Below are 17,937 nucleotides of genomic sequence, written 5' to 3'. Positions count from 1 at the left end.
GAACTCGTCCGTGTAGTTCTTCCTTGCCATCCCTTGGATTCTCGCTTCCCCAGCGCCGTGCTGGAATCAGCGTGTCCAAGATCAGGGGTCAAGCCCCCAACGAGCGGGACTGTGCCTCAGAGAGTACTGGTCGTCTGCGACAAACCGGTGCATAGAGGGCAGGTGGTATTAGGAGGTTCTACCGTCCGCGAGACTTCTGTGCGCGGCAGAGAGCCCTCTCTGTCACCACGTCGGTGGCGCCCGGTGGTGGTATGACCGAATAGCGAGGTTCGCGGCGCTCGTAGGGCCGCCGTCGGCCCAGTCGATGGTGTGGTCGAGGTCGCAGTCGGGCGGGAGTGGTGGGATGCCGCAAGCGCGGCCCGGCCAGGGCCGGCTAGAACGGCGGCGGATCTGCCGTTCTTGTGGCGCCGGTGGGGCTGCGCCAGGTGAGGCGGCCGTCGTCGTTGCCGAGGGTCCAGCCGGTGTTGTGTTTGAGGCGGTGGTGGTTGCGGCACAGGTGGGCGAGGTTCGCGGCGCTCGTGGGGCCACCGTCGGCCCAGTCGATGGTGTGGTCGAGGTCGCAGTCGCGGGCGTGGCGGCCGCATCCGGCGAAGGTGCACAGGTTGCCGTCGCGCAGCGCGAGCCAGCGCTTGAGGTCGGCCGGCACGCGGTAGCTCGTGCGGTCGATGTCGAGCACCGCGCCGCTGATCGGGTGGGTGAGGATGCGCGTGAAGCTCGGCGCGTGACCGGCCAGTTCGCGGGCGGTGGCCGCGTCGATCGGGCCGTAGCCCTCAAGGGTGGCGGGCGCCTCGGAGGCGCCGAGCAGGGTGAGCACCGGCACGGTGACGGCGACCGAGACGCCTGCGGCGGTGCCGACACCGAGCACGCCCGCGAGCAGGTCGCCCGCGACATCCGCCCGCAACTGGTCGAGGGTGCGGGACTCGTCGGGTGCCGCGGCGAGCGAGCGGGCGCCGGACTCGATGCGGGCCATGGCGCGTTCGCCGACCGCGGCCGGCAGGTAGGCGCTGAACCAGCTCATGCCGTCGATGTCGTGCTCGAGGTGCACGCGCCGCAACTGAGCGCGCAGCTCGTGGCGCCGCTCGGGCGCGGGCTGGAGGCGTTCGAAGGCGGCGCGGGCGAGGGTGCGGAAGCGGGCCGGGGCGAGGGTCTCGGCGGGGGCGAGCACGGCATCCTCGAAGGCCACCCACGCGGGCTCGGGCAGGGTCGCGACGAGGTCGGCGACGGTGCGGGCGTTGGGCGTCGCGACGTCGCCCTCGCGGAACAGCGTCCACACCCGCGGCGCCCGGTGCAGCAGCGCTGCGGCCTGCGCGGCCTGAGCGCGCACCGTGCTCTCGGCGATACACAAACGCACGGCGAGGTCGGCGATGGCGGCGCGCTCGGCGAACTGCGCGGCATCCGGGTGATCGGCCAGCATGGCCCCGCCGAGGAAGACCTCGGGATACCGCCGCGCCTCGTGCAGCGTCGCGTCGATCGCGGCCAACTGCTCGGCGTGCGCCCGGGTGGCCGAGCGCGCCGCGAACTCCGCGCGGGCGAGACCGAACTCGACGCGCACGTCCGCGCGATCGGGGTCGAGTGCGGTGGTCATGGTGCTAGTAGAGCAGGGGCCACCGACATTGGGAAGTGCTGGTCAGGGGGCACTTCTTCCCCACAGGCGAGCCGCGCGGCGCGCCATCCACAGGCCGCGAGAAAGCGCCGCAAAACGCGCGGCCCCGAGAACGCACGCGCTCCAGGCAGAACCTAGGCGTTCTTCGCCTTCGCCGCCGTGCCCACCCCGACCGACACCGGCTCGCCACGGTAGAGGCTCTCGAAGGTGTCGAGCGTGCGCTGGATGTCGTGGGCCTCCACGATGCGCAGGCTCTCCTTCTGCATCTTCACCATCTCCTCGTGCGGCATCGTCAGCACCGCGGTGAGCTTCTCGGCCAGCTCGTCCACGTTGCCCGGCTCGAACAGGAACCCGTTCTCGCCGTCGTGCACCAGGTGCGGCAGGGCCATCGCGTTCGCGCCGACGATCGGCAGACCGCTGGCCATCGCCTCCATGGTCGAGATCGACTGCAGCTCCGCGATCGAGGGCATCGCGAACACCTTCGCCCGCGTCAGCGTCGAGCGCAGGTAGTCGTCCTCCACATAGCTCGCGAAGTGCACGCGGTCACCCAGACCCAGGGATGCCGCGAGCGCCCGCCACGGCTTCTCCTGGTCTCCCCCGCCCATCAGTTCCAGCTTGGCGTTCAGCGCCGGGTCGAGCTTCGCGAACGCGCGCAGCAGCTTGTCGACCTGCTTCTCCTCCGCCATGCGACCGAGGAACACGATCAGGTTCTCGCTCTTCGGCGTGAAGTCGGGCGTGTAGTTGTGGGCGTCGATGCCGCACGAGATCGCGAGCACATCCTTCACCGAGGTGTTCGCGGCCAGGTACTCGGCGGCCTTCTCGGTGGGGGCGGTGACGCGCTCGGCGCGGCTGAAGGAGCGGTCCGCGGCATCCCAGGCCAACTGCACGGCCCACGGCTTGAGCCGCTTCGGCAGGATCGCGGTGTACTCGAGCAGGTTCTCGGGCATGAAGTGGTTGGTGCCGATCAGCCGCACGCCGCGTTTCATGCCCTCGAGGGTCATGCCGCGACCGATCACGATGTGGGACTGGAAGTGCACGACATCGGGCTTGACGGCATCCAGGATGCGCGCCGAGTTCTGCTTGATGCGCCACGGCAGCGAGAACCGCAGCCACGGGTGCGGATACCAGCGCCACGAGTAGATGCGGTGCACGGTCATCGTCTGACCCTCGTGCTCCTCTTGGAACGCGCCGACCTTCTTGTTCGTGTACGCGGGAGCCGCGACGTGCACGTCGTGCCCGCGCTCCACCAGGCCGGCCGCCAGCCGTGCGACGAAATTCGCCGAACCGTTGATCTCGGGCCAGAAGGTGTCGCAGGCGAGCAGCACGCGCAATCGTGGTTTGTCGGCGTGCGGAGAACGTCTCGCGGCGTCAGTCACAGTCGGTGAACGTCCTTGGGTCTCGGGGTGGCGCGAAAAAGGCCGTGTTCCACCGTACCTCAGCGCTCCGCGACGGAGGGGTCCACCACGTCGACGATCGCGGTATTCGCCAGTGACTGCGGGTGATGGCGCGAGAGCGAGATCACCCCGTAGATCGCGGTGGCACCGGCCGCCACGAAGCCCACGATCGCCCACCACGGCGCCCCGGCGGCCTCGCCGAGCACGACGATGCCGATCGCGACCGCGACGAGCGGGTCGATCACGGTGAGCCCGGCCACCACGAGGTCGGGCGGGTTCGTCGAGTGCGCCGTCTGCACGAAGTACAGCCCCAACAGGGATGCCGCCACCAGCCCCACGATGCACAGCAGCGTCAGGATGTCCGCCGCATCGATCTCGAAGTCCGTGATGATGATGGTGCGCACCCGGTCGATCACGACCTTGGCCAGCGTGACGACGAAACCGAAGAGCGTGCCCGCGGCGATCACGTAGAAGATCGGCCGCGGGGTGCGACCGCGCAGCACCAGGAACAGCGTGATCAGGATCGCGAGCACCACCGAGAGCACGATGAGCACGGTCCACAACTGCGTCGCGGTCACCGGGTGCGACTGCGTGACGAACGCGGCGATCGTGACGAACACCCCGACGCCCAGCACGCAGATGGCGATCGAGCGGATGGAGACCCTGTCCAGCGGCGTCTTGGTGACCCGGGCGTTGACGATCGCGGTGACCACGAGCGCGACGGCGCCGAGCGGCTGCACCACCGTGATCGGCGCGAGCGTGAGGCTCGTCAGCTGCAGCACGATCGCCAGTCCCAGCAGCACGGTGCCGATCACCCACGACGGACGCGCGAGCAAGGCCTTCAGCTGACGGAAGTTGAGACCGGTCTTCGAACCCTCGTGCTTCTCCTCGACGATCGTGACGCCCCGGTGCTGGAACTGCGTGCCGATGGCCAGCAGCACCGCGGCGATGAGCGCGAGCGGGATGCCGATCGCCGCAGTCGACGGAAGCGTCAACTGGTCGGCGAGATCTTGCAGGTCCGGCGGCACAGTGAGAATCTACCGGGTGAACGCCGGATATTCTGGCGTGCATGGCCGTTCTGCCGATCCTGATCACGGGTGAACCCGTGCTGCACCAGGTCGCTTCCCCCGTGACCGAGTTCAACCGTGCCCTGCACACCCTCATCGACGACATGGTCGAGACGATGGCGGCGGCGCCCGGCGTCGGGCTTGCGGGGCCGCAGGTCGGAGTGGCCCAGCGCATCTTCGTCTGGGACTGGACGGATGACACCGGTGCCCGATCCCACGGCGTCGCCATCAACCCCGAGCTCTGGATTAGCCCGCCGGCCATCGGCGAGCTCGACGAGGACGCCGAGTCGGAGGGCTGCCTCTCCATTCCCGGTGAGCGCTTCCCGCTGCGGCGCTCCGAGCGCGCCCTGCTGCGCGCCGTCGGCCTCGATCGCGAGGCATTCGAGGTGCACGCCGACGGCTGGTTGGCGCGCATCTTCCAGCACGAGTTCGATCACCTCGACGGCATCCTCTACGCCGACCGGCTCGATCACCCGCACGCCAAGGCGGCCGCGAAGGTGATCAAGAAGCGCAGCTGGGGCTCCCCCGGCCAGTTCTGGCTGCCGGGTGAGGACGACCTCGAGGGCTAGCTCGCGGCCTCAGGTCAGCATGCGGATGAGCGCCGCCGTCACCGCGGCGGCGAGCACCACCAGGATGAACGGCACCCGCAGCGCGAACAGCCCGGCGGCGACCAGCAGGGCCGGCACGCGCGCATCGAACACGATCGCCTGACCGGCGCCCACCGTCTGCACCACGATGAGCGCGGACAGCAGCGCCACCGTGAGCAGGTTCGCCACGCGCGCGGGCGTCGGCCGCTCCACGAACGACGGCGGGATCAGATACCCGGAGAGCTTGAGCGCGTAGGCCAGGATCGCGGCGAGCAGGATGATGTGCCAGGTCGTCATCGCTCCCCCATCGGATCCGGCTCGGCTTCGGCCTCGTCGGAGGCGGACGTGCCCAGCCAGTTCGTCAGGCCCACGATCACCGCGACGACCGCGGCCGCGAGCACCGGGATGCCCGGCGGCAGCGTCGGGGTGAGCACCGCCGCGACGACGGCGGCTCCGATCGCGACGACCACCGGTTGCAGCTGCTTGAGCCTGGGCCACAGCAGGCCGAGGAATGCGGCGGCGGCCGCGGCATCCAGACCGTAAGCGCTCACGTCGCCGAGCAGGTCGCCCAGCAACGCGCCGATGAGCGTGGTGATGTTCCAGCCGATGTAGATGATCGCGCCGGTCCACCAGAAGCCGGCGCGCTGTCCCGCGAGCGTCGCCTGCGCGGTGGAGACCGCGGTCGTCTCGTCGATGGTCCAGTGCGCGGCGAGGAGCTTCTTCGGCCAGCGGCCGCCGATGAACGGCGCCACGCGCAGCGCATAGAGGGCGTTGCGGGTGCCGAGCAGGGTCGAGCTCGCGATCGCCGCTCCCCCGGCCGCGACGCCGCCCGCGGCGAGCACGCCGATCAGGGCGAACTGCGAGCCGCCCGTGAACATCAGCAGGCTCATCGCGCACGCCTGCCAGATGTCGAGACCGGATGCCACGGCCAACGCCCCGAACGACACCCCGTACGCGGCCACCGCGAGACCGACCGCGAAGCTGGCGCGGATCGCGACCGCCTGCTCCGGTGTGCGCTTCGTGCCCACGTGCTCCCCTTGCTGTGCAAAGAGAGACTCTACCCGTGGGCCGCGATCACCCCTCAGGCCAACCCGACGGCACTGGCCCGCGACTGCCCACGCGGCGACGGCACCGCCCGCGCGCTCAGTCCTTCGCGGCGTCCTTGCCGTTCTTGCGCTTGACGCTGTTGTCGCCGGCGTGCACCTGGTCGCCGTTCGGCTCCTCGGTCAGCACGAGCCCCTGGTTGCTGCCCGCGGAGATCGCCATCTCTTCGAGCCACGCCTTGTTGAGGTTCGGCTGGCGGCTGCCGCTGTACCGGAAATACAGCGGGATGCTGGAGTCGATCCACACCGCGCTGCGACCGTCGCCGATCGCGGGCGTGTCGAACCAGCTGAAGAAGAACGATTCGCCCCGGCGCAGCTTCGCGCTCATCACGACCTGCAGGTGCGCGAGCACCCGGTCGTCGAACTGCACCTCGATCGAGGCGGAGCCGTAGATCAACGAGCCCATGGCAGCCTCCTAGAGAACTCGGGGTCGATCCTACCGATCCATCGCGCGCCGTGAACCGACCGCGGTGACGACGGCCGGGTCAACTGGCGCAGTCGATGCAGTGCGCGGTCGCGGGGCGTGCGTCGAGACGTCCGGTCGCGATCGCACCGTCGCATTCCACGCAGGTGCCGTAGCTGCCGCCATCCAGGCGCGCCAGGGCCGCGGCGACCTCATCCGCGTGTCGGCGGGCCTGCTGCAGCATCGCGGAGCTCTGCGCGCCCTCGAACGCGAGGCTCGCGCCCTCGGGATCGTCGGTCTCGTCGTTCTGCGCGCCGCGGCGGGTCTCGATGCCGGCGGCGATCTCCCGCTGCAGCCGCTCCTGCACCTCGCGCAGTTCCTGCAGTTCGGCCACCAATCGGGTGCGCAGCTTGGTCTGCTGGGCGACGGAGAGGGATCTCGGGGTGCGGGTCGGGGTGCTGGATGGTGGGGTCACGAGGCCAAGTACAACATCCATCACCGTGCCCCGCCAGGCCTTGACGATGTCCCCCGAATGCGGGTAGTGGCACCGCGCGCCGTGGTGTCTGAAATCCGCTAGTGGATGTCACCCGCTCGTGTCACGCTTGCTGCATGCCCGCCGTCACCGCGCCGTCCGACCCGCGTTTCGCGCAGCGCTACCGCGCCCTCGCCAGCCGCGACTCTCGCTTCGACGGCCAGTTCATCGTCGGCGTGCACACCACGGGCATCTACTGTCGCCCCAGCTGCCCGGCCACCACCCCCAAGGAGCGCAACGTCTCGTTCTACCGCACCGCGGCGGCGGCGCACGAGGCGGGCCTGCGCGCCTGCAAGCGGTGCCAGCCGGATGCCGTGCCCGGCTCCCCGGACTGGAACCTCGCCGACGACCTCGCCTCGCGCGCCATGCGCCTGATCGCGGACGGCGTCGTCGAGCGCGAGGGCGTGCCCGGCCTCGCCGCCCGTCTCGGGTACACGCCACGCCACCTCAGCCGGGTGCTCGTCGCCGAGCTCGGCGCGGGGCCGCTCGCCCTCGCCCGGGCCCACCGCGCCCAGAACGCGCGCACCCTGCTCGCGGCCACCGAGCTGCCGATCGCGGACGTGGCGTTCGCGGCCGGGTTCGCCAGCATCCGCCAGTTCAACGACACGATCCTCGCCGTCTACGAGACGACCCCGACCGCCCTGCGCGCCCTCGCCAGACGCGGCCGGGGGCCTGCGGCGCCGGCCGATCGCACGAGCATCTCGCTGCGGCTGCCGGCCCGAGCGCCGTTCGACGGCCCGGGACTGATGCGCTTCTTCACCGACCACGCCATCCCCGGACTCGAAGAGGGCGGGGATGACTGGTTCGCGCGCCCGGTGCGCCTGCCGGGCGGGGTGGCGCACGTGCACACCCGGCTCGACGGCGCGGGCGTGGCGGTCACCGCCCGGCTCGAGCACGTCTCCGACCTCGCTCCCCTGGTCTCCAGGCTGCGTCGGCTGTTCGACCTCGACGCGGATTCCGTCGCCATCGACGAGGCCCTCGCGGAGGATCCGGTGCTCGCGCCGCTCGTGGCGGTGACCCCGGGCATCCGCCTGCCCGGCGTCGTCGACCCCGAGCAGGCGCTGTTCTCCACGCTCGTCGGCCAGCAGATTTCCGTCGCCGCCGCCCGCACCGTGCTCGGCACGCTCTGCCGCGATCTCGGCACCGACGGCCTGTTCCCGACTGCGGAGCAGTTCGCCGCCCGCGGTCGCGACGTGCTGCGCGGGCCGGCGACGCGCATCGCCACGATCGTGGGCGCGGCCGAGGCGATCGTCGAGGGCCGACTGCGCCTGGACGTCGGGATGCCCGCCGACGAGTTCAGCGCCAGCCTCCAGTCACTGCCCGGCATCGGCCCCTGGACCGCGGGGTACCTCGCGATGCGGGTGCTCGGCAACCCGGACGTGCTGCTGTCGGGCGATCTCGTGATGCAGCAGAGCGCCGCGGCCCACGGCATGCCCTCGACGCCCCGCGCCCTCGCGGCGCACGCCACGCGCTGGTCGCCGTGGCGCAGCTACGCGGGGCTTCACCTGTGGAGGTCTCGGCCTACGATCGGAGGATGAGCGCGAGCCGCGACGAGCCACCACTGGACCGCAACGAATCGGAGGCGGAGCGCGTCGAGCGCAACTGGAACGAGATCCTGCAGGAGCTGCGGGTGATCCAGACCGGCACCCAGATCCTCACCGGCTTCCTCCTCGCCCTCGCCTTCCAGCCCAGGTTCACCGAGCTCGGGCAGCAAGAGGTGACCATCTATCTCGTGCTCGTGGCCGTGTCCGTCATCGCCACGGTGCTCGCACTCGCACCGGTGAGCCTGCACCGCGCGCTGTTCCGCAAGCGCGCGAAGCCAGAGATCGTCCGCCTCGCGCATCGACTGCTGATGCTCACCCTCGTCGCCGTCGCGTTCACGCTCGCCGGCACGACGGTGCTCATCTTCGACGTGGTGATCGGTCCGACCGCGGGTCTCGTCGCCGGCGGCGCGGCGCTCGTCGTGATCGCGGCGGCCTGGCTGCTGATGCCGGCGATCGTGCGGCGGAACCGACGCGGTGACTGAGCGCCCGGCATCCCAGCAGACCGCCCGCGGGCTGCCGCGATCGGCCTGGCGCTACGCGGCACGACGGGCCTGGCACGGGTTCATGCGGCACCGCGGCATCGATTCCGCCGCGGCCCTGAGCTTCTTCGCCGCGCTCACCTTCCTGCCCGCGGCCCTCGCGGTGGTCTCGGCGGTCGCGGTCGGCAACGGACGCGACCGGGCCGTCGACATCGTGCTGAGCATCGCCGACGAGGTGCTGCGCCCGACCACGGTCGACACCCTGCGCGAACCGATCACCGAGCTGTTCAGCGTCGCGAACCCCGCGATCGGGCTCGGCATCGGGGTCGTGCTGTGTCTGTGGTCGGTCTCGGGATACGCCACCGCGTTCGGCCGGGCCGTCAACAGCGTCTACGAGGTGCAGGAGGGCCGGCAGTTCTGGCGCTTCCGCGGCACCATGCTGCTGCTCGCGGTGCTGCTGCTCGTGCTCGGCGCCGTGATCGTCGTGCTGCTGGCGACGACGCCGCGCATCGCGAGCGCGCTGGGGCTCGCCGAGCCATGGCTGACCGTCTGGAACGTGGGCCGGTGGCCGACGTTGCTGCTGCTCATCACGCTCGTGATCGCCGTGCTGTACTACGCCACACCCACGGTGCGACACGAACGGATGCGCTGGGTCAGCTTCGGCGCGGTCTTCGCGATCATCGCGTGGTCGCTGGCCACCCTCGGCTTCTCGCTCAACGTCTCCGTGATCGGCGCCTACGACCGCATCTACGGCTGGCTCGGCGGACTGCTCGTGCTGCTGCTCTGGATCTACCTGACGAACCTGGTGCTCGTGTTGGGGGCGGAGTTCGACGCCGAGGTGGTTCGGCTGCGCCAGTTGAACGCGGGGCTCGCGGCGGAGGAGGTGGTGCTGCTGCCGATGCGAGACACCCGCCGCAACCTCATGCTCGCCCAGCAGCGCGCCGCCGACATCGCGGAGGCCAAGGCCATGCGAGAGCGGGCGGAGAGGGGTCGTCGAACCCCCTGAATCCGGTCTGTGCAGCAGCTAGCTGGCGGCCTTCTTCTTCGCGGGAGCCTTCTTGGCCGGCGCCTTCTTGGCGGCCGGTGCCGCGCTCGCGCGGTTCTTCTCCACGCTGCGCCGCAGCGCCTCCATGAGGTCGAGCACCTCGCCACCGCCGTCCGCGGTCTCGGCGGCCTCGCCGAACGTCTCCGCGGTGTCCACCGCGTCGCCCTTCTCCAGCTTGGCCTCGATGAGCTCCTTGAGCTGGTCCTGGTAGTCGTCGGCGAACTTCTGCGGTTCGAAGTCGGACTCGAAGCTCTTGACGAGCGCCTCCGACATCTCCAGTTCCTTCGCCGTGATCGTGACCTTCTCGTCGAGCGAGGGGAATCGCGCCTCGCGCACCTCGTCATCCCACAGCAGCCCCTGCAGCATGATCACGTCGCCGCGCACCCGCAGGGCACCGAGCCGCGTCTTCTGACGCAGGGCGAACTGCACGATCGCGGTGCGATCCGTCTCCTCCAGGGTGCGGCGCAGCAGGGCGTAGGCCTTCACCGACTTCGAGTCGGGCTCGAGGTAGTAGGCCTTCTCGAACATGATCGGGTCGATCTGATCGTTCGGCACGAACTCGACGACATCGATCTCGCGGCTCTTCTCCGCCGGCAACGAGGCCATGTCGGCGTCGGTCAGCACCACGGTCTTCTCGCCGTCGTCATACGCCTTCGCGATGTCGGAGTACTCCACCACCTCGCCGTCGAGCTCGCAGACGCGCTTGTAACGGATGCGCCCGCCGTCCTTGGCATGCACCTGGTGCAGCGCGACATCGTGGTCCTCGGTCGCCCCGTAGACCTTCACGGGCACGTTGACGAGGCCGAACGTGATGGCGCCCTTCCAGATCGACCGCATGTCCATCTCCAATGTTGACTGAGTACACATTGTCCCGCGCCGGGGTGGCCCTGTCACCCCCTGGCGTGGAGTATGGATTCATGGCAGCCACCGCGTCGTCGGATCAGACGGTCACCATCGAGGGTCATCGGCTCAAGCTGACCAACCTCGACAAGGTGCTCTACCCCGAGTCCGGCACGACCAAGGCCGACGTGATCGACTACTACGCGCGAGTCGCCGAGGTGCTCATCCCGCACGCGCGCAACCGCCCGGCCACCCGCAAGCGCTGGGTGCACGGGGTGGGCACGGCCGACGAGCCAGGGCAGGTGTTCTTCCAGAAGAACCTCGACGAGCGCTCCACCCCGCAGTGGGTGCCGCGTCGTGAGCTGCAGCACTCCGACCACGTCAACGTCTATCCGCTCGTGAACGATCTTGCGACGCTCACCTGGCTCGCGCAGATCGCCGCACTCGAGATCCACGTGCCGCAGTGGCAGTTCGGTCGCACCGGGGCACGCAAGAATCCCGACCGGCTCGTGCTCGACCTCGACCCCGGGCCGGGCGCGGGACTGCCGGAATGCGCCGAGGTCGCGAACCTGGCCCGCGTCATCCTCGAGGGCATGGGGCTGAAGCCGATGCCGGTGACCAGCGGCAGCAAGGGCATCCACCTCTATGCCGCCATCGACGGCAAGCAGACCAGCGACGAGGTCTCCGAAGTGGCGCACGAGCTGGCCAGGGTGCTCGAGGCCGAGCGACCCGACCTCATCGTCAGCGACATGAAGAAGGCGCTGCGCGATGGCAAGGTGCTCGTGGACTGGAGCCAGAACAACGGCAACAAGACCACCATCACGCCGTACTCTCTACGCGGGCGGCTGCAGCCCACGGTGGCGGCCCCGCGCACCTGGGAGGAACTCGACGACCCCAAGCTGCGGCACCTGGACTACCGCGAGGTGATCGAGCGCGTGGCCGAGATCGGCGATCCGCTCGCCGAGCTGACCGCCGGGCACCTGGCATCCCTCGAGCCGACCGCGGCGCGCATGGCCGGCTTCGTGCACGCCGACGGCGCCGACGACCGGCTCGCCAAGTACCGCAGCATGCGGGAGGCCTCCAAGACGCCCGAGCCGGTGCCCGCGGGCGTCGCCCCGCCCTCGAGCGGCAACACCTTCGTGATCCAGGAGCACCACGCCAGTCGCCTGCACTGGGACTTCCGGCTCGAGCACGACGGCGTGCTGGTGAGCTGGGCGCTGCCCAAGGGCGTGCCGACCGATCCCGCCCAGAACCACCTCGCGGTGCAGACCGAGGACCACCCGCTCGAATACGGCACCTTCGAGGGCACCATCCCGAAGGGCCAGTACGGCGCGGGCGACGTGACGATCTGGGATCAGGGCACCTACGAGCTGGAGAAGTGGCGCGAGGGCAAGGAGGTGATCGCCACCCTGCACGGCGAGAAGCACGGATCGCACCGCTACGCGCTGATCCAGACCGGCGGCCGTTCCGGGGACGAGTCGAACAACTGGCTGATCCACCTCATGAAAGACGCGAGCGAGCAGCCGGCCCGCCACGCGAAGGCCGACTCGCGCCGTCGCGTGCTCGGTCGCCCCGAGGCATCCCGCGGCACGCTGCCGGCCCCGATGCTCGCGAGCCCAGGCACGGCGGGCGAGCTCGGAGACACCGACCAGTGGGCCTTCGAGATGAAGTGGGATGGCGTGCGCGTGATCGCCGAGGTCGCGCACGGTCAGGTGCGTCTGTCCAGCCGCAACGGCATCGACGTGACCGCGACCTACCCCGAGTTGCAGCAGCTGGCCGCGCTCGTGCACGGCGACGCGATCCTCGACGGCGAGGTGGTCGCCCTGAACAAGGCCGGACGACCGGACTTCGGCGTGCTACAGAAGCGCATGAAGCTCACCAAGCAGGCCGAGGTGGAGCGGATGATGGCCTCCGTGCCCGCGCACTACATGGTGTTCGACATCCTGGAGTCGTCCGGCCGCAGCCTGCTCGCCGAGGGCTACACCCAGCGACGCGCCGAACTGGAGCGCGTCGTCACCTCCTCCGGCCCCGTGCAGGTGCCGCCGGCGTTCGAGGGAGACATCGCCGCGGCGATGGCCACCAGCCGCACGCTGGGCCTGGAGGGCGTGATCGCCAAGCGGCGGCAGAGCACCTACTCCCCCGGCAAGCGCGTGCGCTCCTGGCTGAAGGTCAAGCATCACCTCACCCAGGAGGTGGTGATCGGCGGCTGGCGGCCGGGCACCGGCAGCCGGGCGCACCGCGTCGGATCCCTGCTGATGGGGGTGCCCGAGGGCGATGAACTGCGGTACGTCGGCCGCGTCGGCAGCGGGTTCAGCGAGCGCGATCTCGACGAGATCGGTGCGCGGCTGCGCCGCCTGGAGCGCAAGACCAGCCCCCTCTCCGAGGTTCCGGCGCCCGACGCGAAGGACGCGCACTGGGTGACGCCGAGCCTGGTCGGCGAGGTGGAGTTCGGCGAGTGGACGCCGACCGGCAAGCTGCGGCATCCCAGCTGGCGGGGCTGGCGGCCCGACAAGTCGCCGGACGAGGTGATGCGCGAGTCCGGCGCACCCTGACCGAACGCCGCCCAGAGCGCAAGCCCCTGGTACCCCACAGGCAGACCATGACAGGCTGGGGGCATGAATCCTCGCATCTTCATGCTCGGTCTCGGCCTCGCGGTCGGCTACGTTCTCGGCACGCGCGACGGTCGTGAGCGCTACGACCAGATGAAGGCCTGGGTCACGGGCATCTGGGAGGACCCCCGCGTCGCCAAGGCGCGCCACGACGTCGAGGTCTACGCGCGGCAGCAGGCGCCCATCATCCGCGAGCGTGCCGAGGCCGCCGCGAAGGCCGCTCCCGGCGTCGCGAAGGATGCCGCGACCAAGGTCGCCGCGACCGCCAAGGATGTGGCGCACACCGTCGGCGACACCGCCAAGGATCTCGCCGACCGCGCGGGCGACACCGCGAAGGACATCGCCGACCGTGCGGGCAAGCTCGCCGGCGACCTGCGCGAGCGCGGCGAGGCGGCGGTCGACAACGCCGTGGCCACCGCGGGCAAGGCCCGCGAGCGCGTGCTCGACGTCATCGACGACGAGGACGACGCGCCGAAGGCGTAGTTCTTCGGGGCTCTGAGCACGGGGGCTCTGAGCAGGGGCCTCTGGTGAGGCTGTTTGCGGGCGCGCTGGCGACGTCGAGTGCGGGCGATGCCGACAGACTCGAGAATTCAAGGACATTGTCCTTGATCTCCCGAGTCTGCCAGCACCACCTCGGAGTTTCTGGAAACCGCAAGTTTCTGGATGCCGCACGTTCTGGAAGCCGCGGCGAGCGCTCACCCGGGCAGCCGAGGCAGCGTGATCACCCCGGTCGCCGCGATCGCGCCGGAGAGCCGCCCCGGCGAGAGCACCTTGGCGACCTCCTCCGCCGTCATCAGCCCGGACCCGACCACCAGTTCGGCGATGGAGGCGTTCGTCGTCAGGGCGGTGTGCGCGAGCGTGGCCGCCGCCGAATAGCCGATGTACGGCGTCAGCGCGGTCACCACGCCGACACTCGTCTCCACCTGCGTCGCGAGCCGTTCGGTGTTGGCGGTGATGCCGTCGATGCAGTTGACCCGCAGCGTGTAGCAGGCGTTCGTCATCCACGCCAGGGACTGCAGGATCGAGTGGGCGATCACGGGTTCGAAGGCGTTGAGCTGCAACTGGCCGCCCTCCGCGGCGGCGGTGACCGTGGCATCCGCACCGATCACGCTGAACGCGACCTGGTTGACGACCTCGGGGATCACCGGGTTCACCTTGCCCGGCATGATCGAGGAGCCCGCCTGCCGCGGCGGCAGGTTGATCTCGCCGAAGCCGGCCTGCGGTCCGCTCGAGAGCAGGCGCAGGTCGTTGCAGATCTTCGACAGCTTGACGGCGGCGCGCTTGAGGATGCCGGAGACGGTCATGAAGATGCCGGCATCGGCCGTCGCCTCGATGAGGTCAGGTGCGGTCTCCTGCGGCATGCCGGTGAGCTGCTCGAGCTGATGGCGCACCGCCTCGGCGTAGCGCGGGTCGGCCGTGATGCCCGTGCCGATCGCGGTCGCGCCCATGTTGATCTCGTTGAGCCACGGGATCGATTCCGCGAGGCGGTCGTAGTCCTCGCGGAGGGTCGTCGCGAATCCGGCGAACTCCTGACCGAGGGTCATCGGCACCGCGTCCTGCAGCTGCGTGCGGCCGATCTTCAGGATCTCCGCGAACTCCGCGCCCTTCGCCGCGAACGACGCGGTGAGCAGCTTGTGCTCGGCGAGCAGTCGCTGGATGCCGAAGACCATCGCGAGCTTGATGGCCGTCGGGTACACGTCGTTGGTCGACTGGCTGCGGTTGACGTCGTCGATGGGGCTGAGGAACTGGTACTGGCCCTTCTCGTGACCCATGAGCTCGAGGCCGCGGTTGGCGATCACCTCGTTGGTGTTCATGTTCGTGGAGGTTCCGGCCCCGCCCTGGATGACGCCGACGCAGAACTCCATGTGCAGCTCGCCATCGATGATCTCGTCGCACACGCGCTCGATCACCTCGGCCTTGGCCGGTTCGAGCACGCCGATGTAGGCGTTCGCGCGGGCCGCGGCGGCCTTCACCGTCGCGAGCGCCCGGATCAGGTCGGGGTAGTTGTAGATGGCCCGGCGCGTGATGGGGAAGTTCTCCAGCGCGCGGGCCGTGTGGATGCCCCAGTAGGCGGTGGCTGGGATCTGCATCGACCCCAGCGAATCGGTCTCGGTTCTCGTCGCTATGGACCCGTCCAGCGCGGCCGCGAAGTCGCGGCGCGGGGAGTTCTCATCGCCTTCGATGTTCTCTTCGGCACTGGTCACACTCGACGCTTGTGGCGTTCTCATGCTCGCCACTCTACGCGGGCTCCCAGCCGGGGCGGGATAGGGTTTCTGGCGTGCTGCGCCCTCTCCTCGCCCCCGCCGTGCTCCTGTTCGCGATCGCCGTCGCCGGCTGTACCGCGGCTCCGGCGGCGTCGGATGCCCCGACCGCCGAGCCATCCGCGCCCGGTGGTGCCGCGGCATCCGGAGCCCTGCCCTCGTGCGAGGCGGTCGGCACCGCGCTCGGCGCGCTGATCACCGACCTGCCCTACGACGAGGCGGCGTCGAACCCCTCGACGACGGAGAGCTACGAGCAGCGGGTGTGCGTGTTCGGACCCGCGGACGGGCGCATCGGGGTGACGGTGGCCGCGATCCCGTTCCTGCAGACCGAACTCGACGTCTACGGCCAGTCGCCGAACGCGATCGTGGACCAGCGCACCGACGAACACGGCTCCGTGCTGCAGACGCTCGTGCTGGATGACGCGGCCGATGGTCACCTGGATTCGGCGCTCTACCTCTTCGACCTCGACTACTCGATCACGATCCAGCAGTCCGGCGGCACCGTGCTGCCGCAGCTGACGGTCGCCGCCGCAGCCGACGGCGTCTTCGCGGTGCGCGCGCTCATCGGCTGAGCCGCCGGAGAGAGCGCGGCCGGTACGTCAGCGGCCGCCGCCGCCTCCCCCGCCACCGCCGCCGCCCGAGAAGCCGCCGCCGGAGGATCCGCCCGAGAAGCCGCTCGAGAAGCTCGATCCGCCGCTCGACGACCATGACGATCCGCCGCTCGACGAGGCGGTCACGATCGGTCGCACCGACGACGTGGATGCCGTCGCGAAACCGCGCAGGAACGTCGCGTCGACGTGCGCACCCTCCAACCACGCCGGGTCCGCGTCGGGCCGCTGCATGCGCAGCTGCTGCGCCCACTGGTCTTCGACGCCCCACAGCACGGCGTAGCCGAGCAGGCGCTCGTTGAGCTTGACGAGCGCGTCGCGGTCGGTCACGTCGATGCGCTCGGCACCGTGCGGCGACTGCAGCACCCGGATCCGATCGGCCTCGGCGATCGTCAGATACTCGCGGATGCCGAGCAGATACTCCTTCGCGAGCGCACCCTGCGCGGTGAGCCGCACCGGCCGGGAGAGGAACCCCGAAGCGACGATGGCGGTGACCACGGTCAGGATCGCGGGCCACACCACCGATCCGTCGAGCACCTCCTGCCACACCGCCCACACCCAGATCGGCACGAACAGCAGCACGGTCCACAGCAGCGCCCGCCGCAGCCACTTCTGCTGCCGCGCCGTGCCGGCCTCGAACCGCAGTCCCGCGCTCTTCGCGGTGCGCGCCGTCGCGTCTGGCAGGCCGTAGAGGGATGCGCCGGCGCTGCGCTTCAGCGAGCCGGGGTTCACCCGCGTGCCCGGCTCGAGCTTCTTGTCGAACAACGCGACGAGCACCGAACGCTCGAGTCCGGTCGCCCCCTCGGCCGTGATCAGCTCGATGCTGTACCGCTCGGTGTCCGCGGCGGCGACCGGTGCCCACGGCCGGGTGTCGATCACCTTGAGATTGCCGCGCACGGCGAGATCGATCAGCAGCGCGGGCAGGCCGCGCTCGGTGCGACCGAGAAGGTTGGCATCGATGAGCAGGTTCGAGTCCTCGGGCGGTTCGAACTGCGCAACCACGATGCCACGACCGCGACGGTCGGCCCACAGCGTGTTGCGGATCACCAGTGCGAGCGCGAGCTGCAGCAGTGCCAGGCCGAGCAGGATCTTGGGGGCCAGCTGCACGATCCAGCTGTCCCGCGGCAACTGCGGTTGCACGACGACGCCGCTGTCGAATCCGATCGCGACGGTGAGCGTGCTGTACGCGCTCACCGGGCCGACGGCGACCTCGAACTCGGTGCCCGCGTCGTTGCGCGTCAGCTCGCACGCCCCGCTCTCGCCGTAGTGCCCGACGTAGCAGGCCGCACTGCCGCTGAGAGCCGCGGCGAGTTGCTCGCTCAGTCGAACGGTCGCGCTCACGCTGCCGAAGGGCTGCCCCCAGCCGTTGCCGTTGACATCCCAGTAGAACTCGTCGGCGCCGGGATCGTCGAAGTGCCGGATCACGTCGCGCATCGTGTACGCGATGACGTAGGTCTGCATCCCGTGCACGAACTCGTCGGTGCCGAGCGCGAGCTCGGCGAAGCCGTCGTAGTCGTTGCGCTCCCAGTACACCTCGTCGCCATCGGCGTCCGTGACGGACTCGACGCTCAGGCGCAGGTCCACCTCGCCGTCCCGCAGCGGGATCGCCCGGATGATGCCGCGGTTCTGGTCGAAGTCCGGGAACCGGGCGACGAGCGTCTCCACGACGCGCAGGGTGGCGTGCCCGTCCTCGACGCCCAGCGTGTAGTCGGCGTCGAACGAATCGAAGGTGAAGTCGCTCGTGTCCTGTGCGAGCCGGGCCTGCGCCGCCGTGGCCGGTCCGATCACGGCCAGGAACCCGATGATGATCGCGGCGACCACGCGCCTGCCTGGTGTGAGCACGAGGCAACACTAGACTCAAC

The 17,937-nt window shown here is 70.1% G+C and carries 17 protein-coding genes; 7 read left to right on the top strand and 10 right to left on the bottom strand.

The window, feature by feature from the left end; genetic code table 11:
- Positions 1–373 precede the first annotated feature (373 nt).
- From PYV02_RS13530 to PYV02_RS13520, 3 genes are all read right to left on the bottom strand, one after another.
- Positions 374–1,585, bottom strand: coding sequence for an HNH endonuclease (locus tag PYV02_RS13530; protein ID WP_275759584.1), 1,212 nt, complete (start codon positions 1,583–1,585; stop codon positions 374–376).
- Between the two features lie 152 nt (positions 1,586–1,737).
- A complete protein-coding gene (locus PYV02_RS13525) occupies positions 1,738–2,979 on the bottom strand; it encodes a glycosyltransferase (RefSeq protein WP_420833636.1) in 1,242 nt (413 codons plus the stop codon).
- Positions 2,980–3,038: 59 nt separating this feature from the next.
- Complete coding sequence (locus tag PYV02_RS13520) at positions 3,039–4,025, bottom strand: DMT family transporter (protein ID WP_275759582.1); 987 nt, start codon at positions 4,023–4,025, stop codon at positions 3,039–3,041.
- A 41-nt stretch (positions 4,026–4,066) separates the two neighbouring features.
- Between PYV02_RS13520 and def the strand changes: the two genes are divergently transcribed.
- Positions 4,067–4,633 (top strand): peptide deformylase, encoded by a 567-nt coding sequence (gene def / locus PYV02_RS13515; protein ID WP_275759581.1) that lies wholly within the window; start codon positions 4,067–4,069, stop codon positions 4,631–4,633.
- Between the two features lie 9 nt (positions 4,634–4,642).
- On the opposite strand, the gene PYV02_RS13510 is transcribed toward def, so the two are convergent.
- The 4 genes from PYV02_RS13510 to PYV02_RS13495 all read right to left on the bottom strand — a co-directional run bounded on the left by PYV02_RS13510 (position 4,643) and on the right by PYV02_RS13495 (position 6,632).
- A complete protein-coding gene (locus PYV02_RS13510; RefSeq protein ID WP_275759580.1) occupies positions 4,643–4,948 on the bottom strand; it encodes an AzlD domain-containing protein in 306 nt (101 codons plus the stop codon).
- Positions 4,945–5,679, bottom strand: a complete 735-nt coding sequence (locus tag PYV02_RS13505; protein WP_275759579.1) for an AzlC family ABC transporter permease — start codon at positions 5,677–5,679, stop codon at positions 4,945–4,947. The genes PYV02_RS13510 and PYV02_RS13505 overlap by 4 nt, the downstream gene beginning before the upstream one ends.
- Before the next feature lie 115 nt (positions 5,680–5,794).
- The gene (locus tag PYV02_RS13500) at positions 5,795–6,160 is read right to left on the bottom strand and encodes a DUF7882 family protein (protein ID WP_275759578.1); all 366 of its coding nucleotides are present in this window, start codon (positions 6,158–6,160) and stop codon (positions 5,795–5,797) included.
- A 79-nt stretch (positions 6,161–6,239) separates the two neighbouring features.
- On the bottom strand, positions 6,240–6,632 hold the full coding sequence (locus PYV02_RS13495) for a TraR/DksA family transcriptional regulator (RefSeq protein ID WP_275759577.1): 393 nt from the start codon (positions 6,630–6,632) through the stop codon (positions 6,240–6,242).
- 134 nt (positions 6,633–6,766) lie between these two features.
- Here PYV02_RS13495 and PYV02_RS13490 point away from each other — a divergent pair, with 134 nt between their 5' ends.
- The 3 genes from PYV02_RS13490 to PYV02_RS13480 are packed head-to-tail and all read left to right on the top strand — an operon-like array spanning position 6,767 to position 9,718.
- A complete protein-coding gene (locus tag PYV02_RS13490) occupies positions 6,767–8,227 on the top strand; it encodes an Ada metal-binding domain-containing protein (protein WP_275759576.1) in 1,461 nt (486 codons plus the stop codon).
- A complete protein-coding gene (locus tag PYV02_RS13485; RefSeq protein WP_275759575.1) occupies positions 8,224–8,715 on the top strand; it encodes a DUF6328 family protein in 492 nt (163 codons plus the stop codon). Before PYV02_RS13490 ends, PYV02_RS13485 begins: the two co-directional genes overlap by 4 nt.
- On the top strand, positions 8,708–9,718 hold the full coding sequence (locus PYV02_RS13480; RefSeq protein WP_275759574.1) for a YihY/virulence factor BrkB family protein: 1,011 nt from the start codon (positions 8,708–8,710) through the stop codon (positions 9,716–9,718). The genes PYV02_RS13485 and PYV02_RS13480 overlap by 8 nt, the downstream gene beginning before the upstream one ends.
- Positions 9,719–9,736: 18 nt before the next feature.
- On the opposite strand, the gene ku is transcribed toward PYV02_RS13480, so the two are convergent.
- Positions 9,737–10,594 (bottom strand): non-homologous end joining protein Ku, encoded by an 858-nt coding sequence (ku, locus tag PYV02_RS13475; protein ID WP_275759573.1) that lies wholly within the window; start codon positions 10,592–10,594, stop codon positions 9,737–9,739.
- 80 nt (positions 10,595–10,674) lie between these two features.
- On the opposite strand from ku, the gene PYV02_RS13470 reads away from it, so the two are divergent.
- A complete protein-coding gene (locus PYV02_RS13470; protein ID WP_275759572.1) occupies positions 10,675–13,149 on the top strand; it encodes an ATP-dependent DNA ligase in 2,475 nt (824 codons plus the stop codon).
- Positions 13,150–13,212: 63 nt separating this feature from the next.
- Complete coding sequence (locus PYV02_RS13465) at positions 13,213–13,689, top strand: protoporphyrinogen oxidase (protein ID WP_275759571.1); 477 nt, start codon at positions 13,213–13,215, stop codon at positions 13,687–13,689.
- 212 nt (positions 13,690–13,901) lie between these two features.
- Here the strand turns inward: PYV02_RS13465 and PYV02_RS13460 are convergent, their stop codons facing one another.
- The gene (locus PYV02_RS13460) at positions 13,902–15,434 is read right to left on the bottom strand and encodes an aspartate ammonia-lyase (RefSeq protein WP_275759570.1); all 1,533 of its coding nucleotides are present in this window, start codon (positions 15,432–15,434) and stop codon (positions 13,902–13,904) included.
- A gap of 50 nt (positions 15,435–15,484) precedes the next feature.
- Between PYV02_RS13460 and PYV02_RS13455 the strand changes: the two genes are divergently transcribed.
- Positions 15,485–16,039, top strand: coding sequence for a hypothetical protein (locus tag PYV02_RS13455; protein WP_275759569.1), 555 nt, complete (start codon positions 15,485–15,487; stop codon positions 16,037–16,039).
- A gap of 27 nt (positions 16,040–16,066) precedes the next feature.
- Here PYV02_RS13455 and PYV02_RS13450 read toward each other — a convergent pair whose 3' ends face one another.
- Positions 16,067–17,917, bottom strand: a complete 1,851-nt coding sequence (locus PYV02_RS13450; RefSeq protein WP_275759568.1) for a DUF2207 domain-containing protein — start codon at positions 17,915–17,917, stop codon at positions 16,067–16,069.
- Positions 17,918–17,937 lie beyond the last annotated feature (20 nt).

It is taken from the genome of Antiquaquibacter metalliresistens (genome assembly GCF_029211225.1).
Classification (GTDB): Bacteria; Actinomycetota; Actinomycetes; order Actinomycetales; family Microbacteriaceae; genus Rhodoglobus; species Rhodoglobus metalliresistens.
The sequence above is the reverse complement of the archived record's forward strand: the minus strand, read 5'-3'. Positions and strand labels throughout refer to the sequence as shown.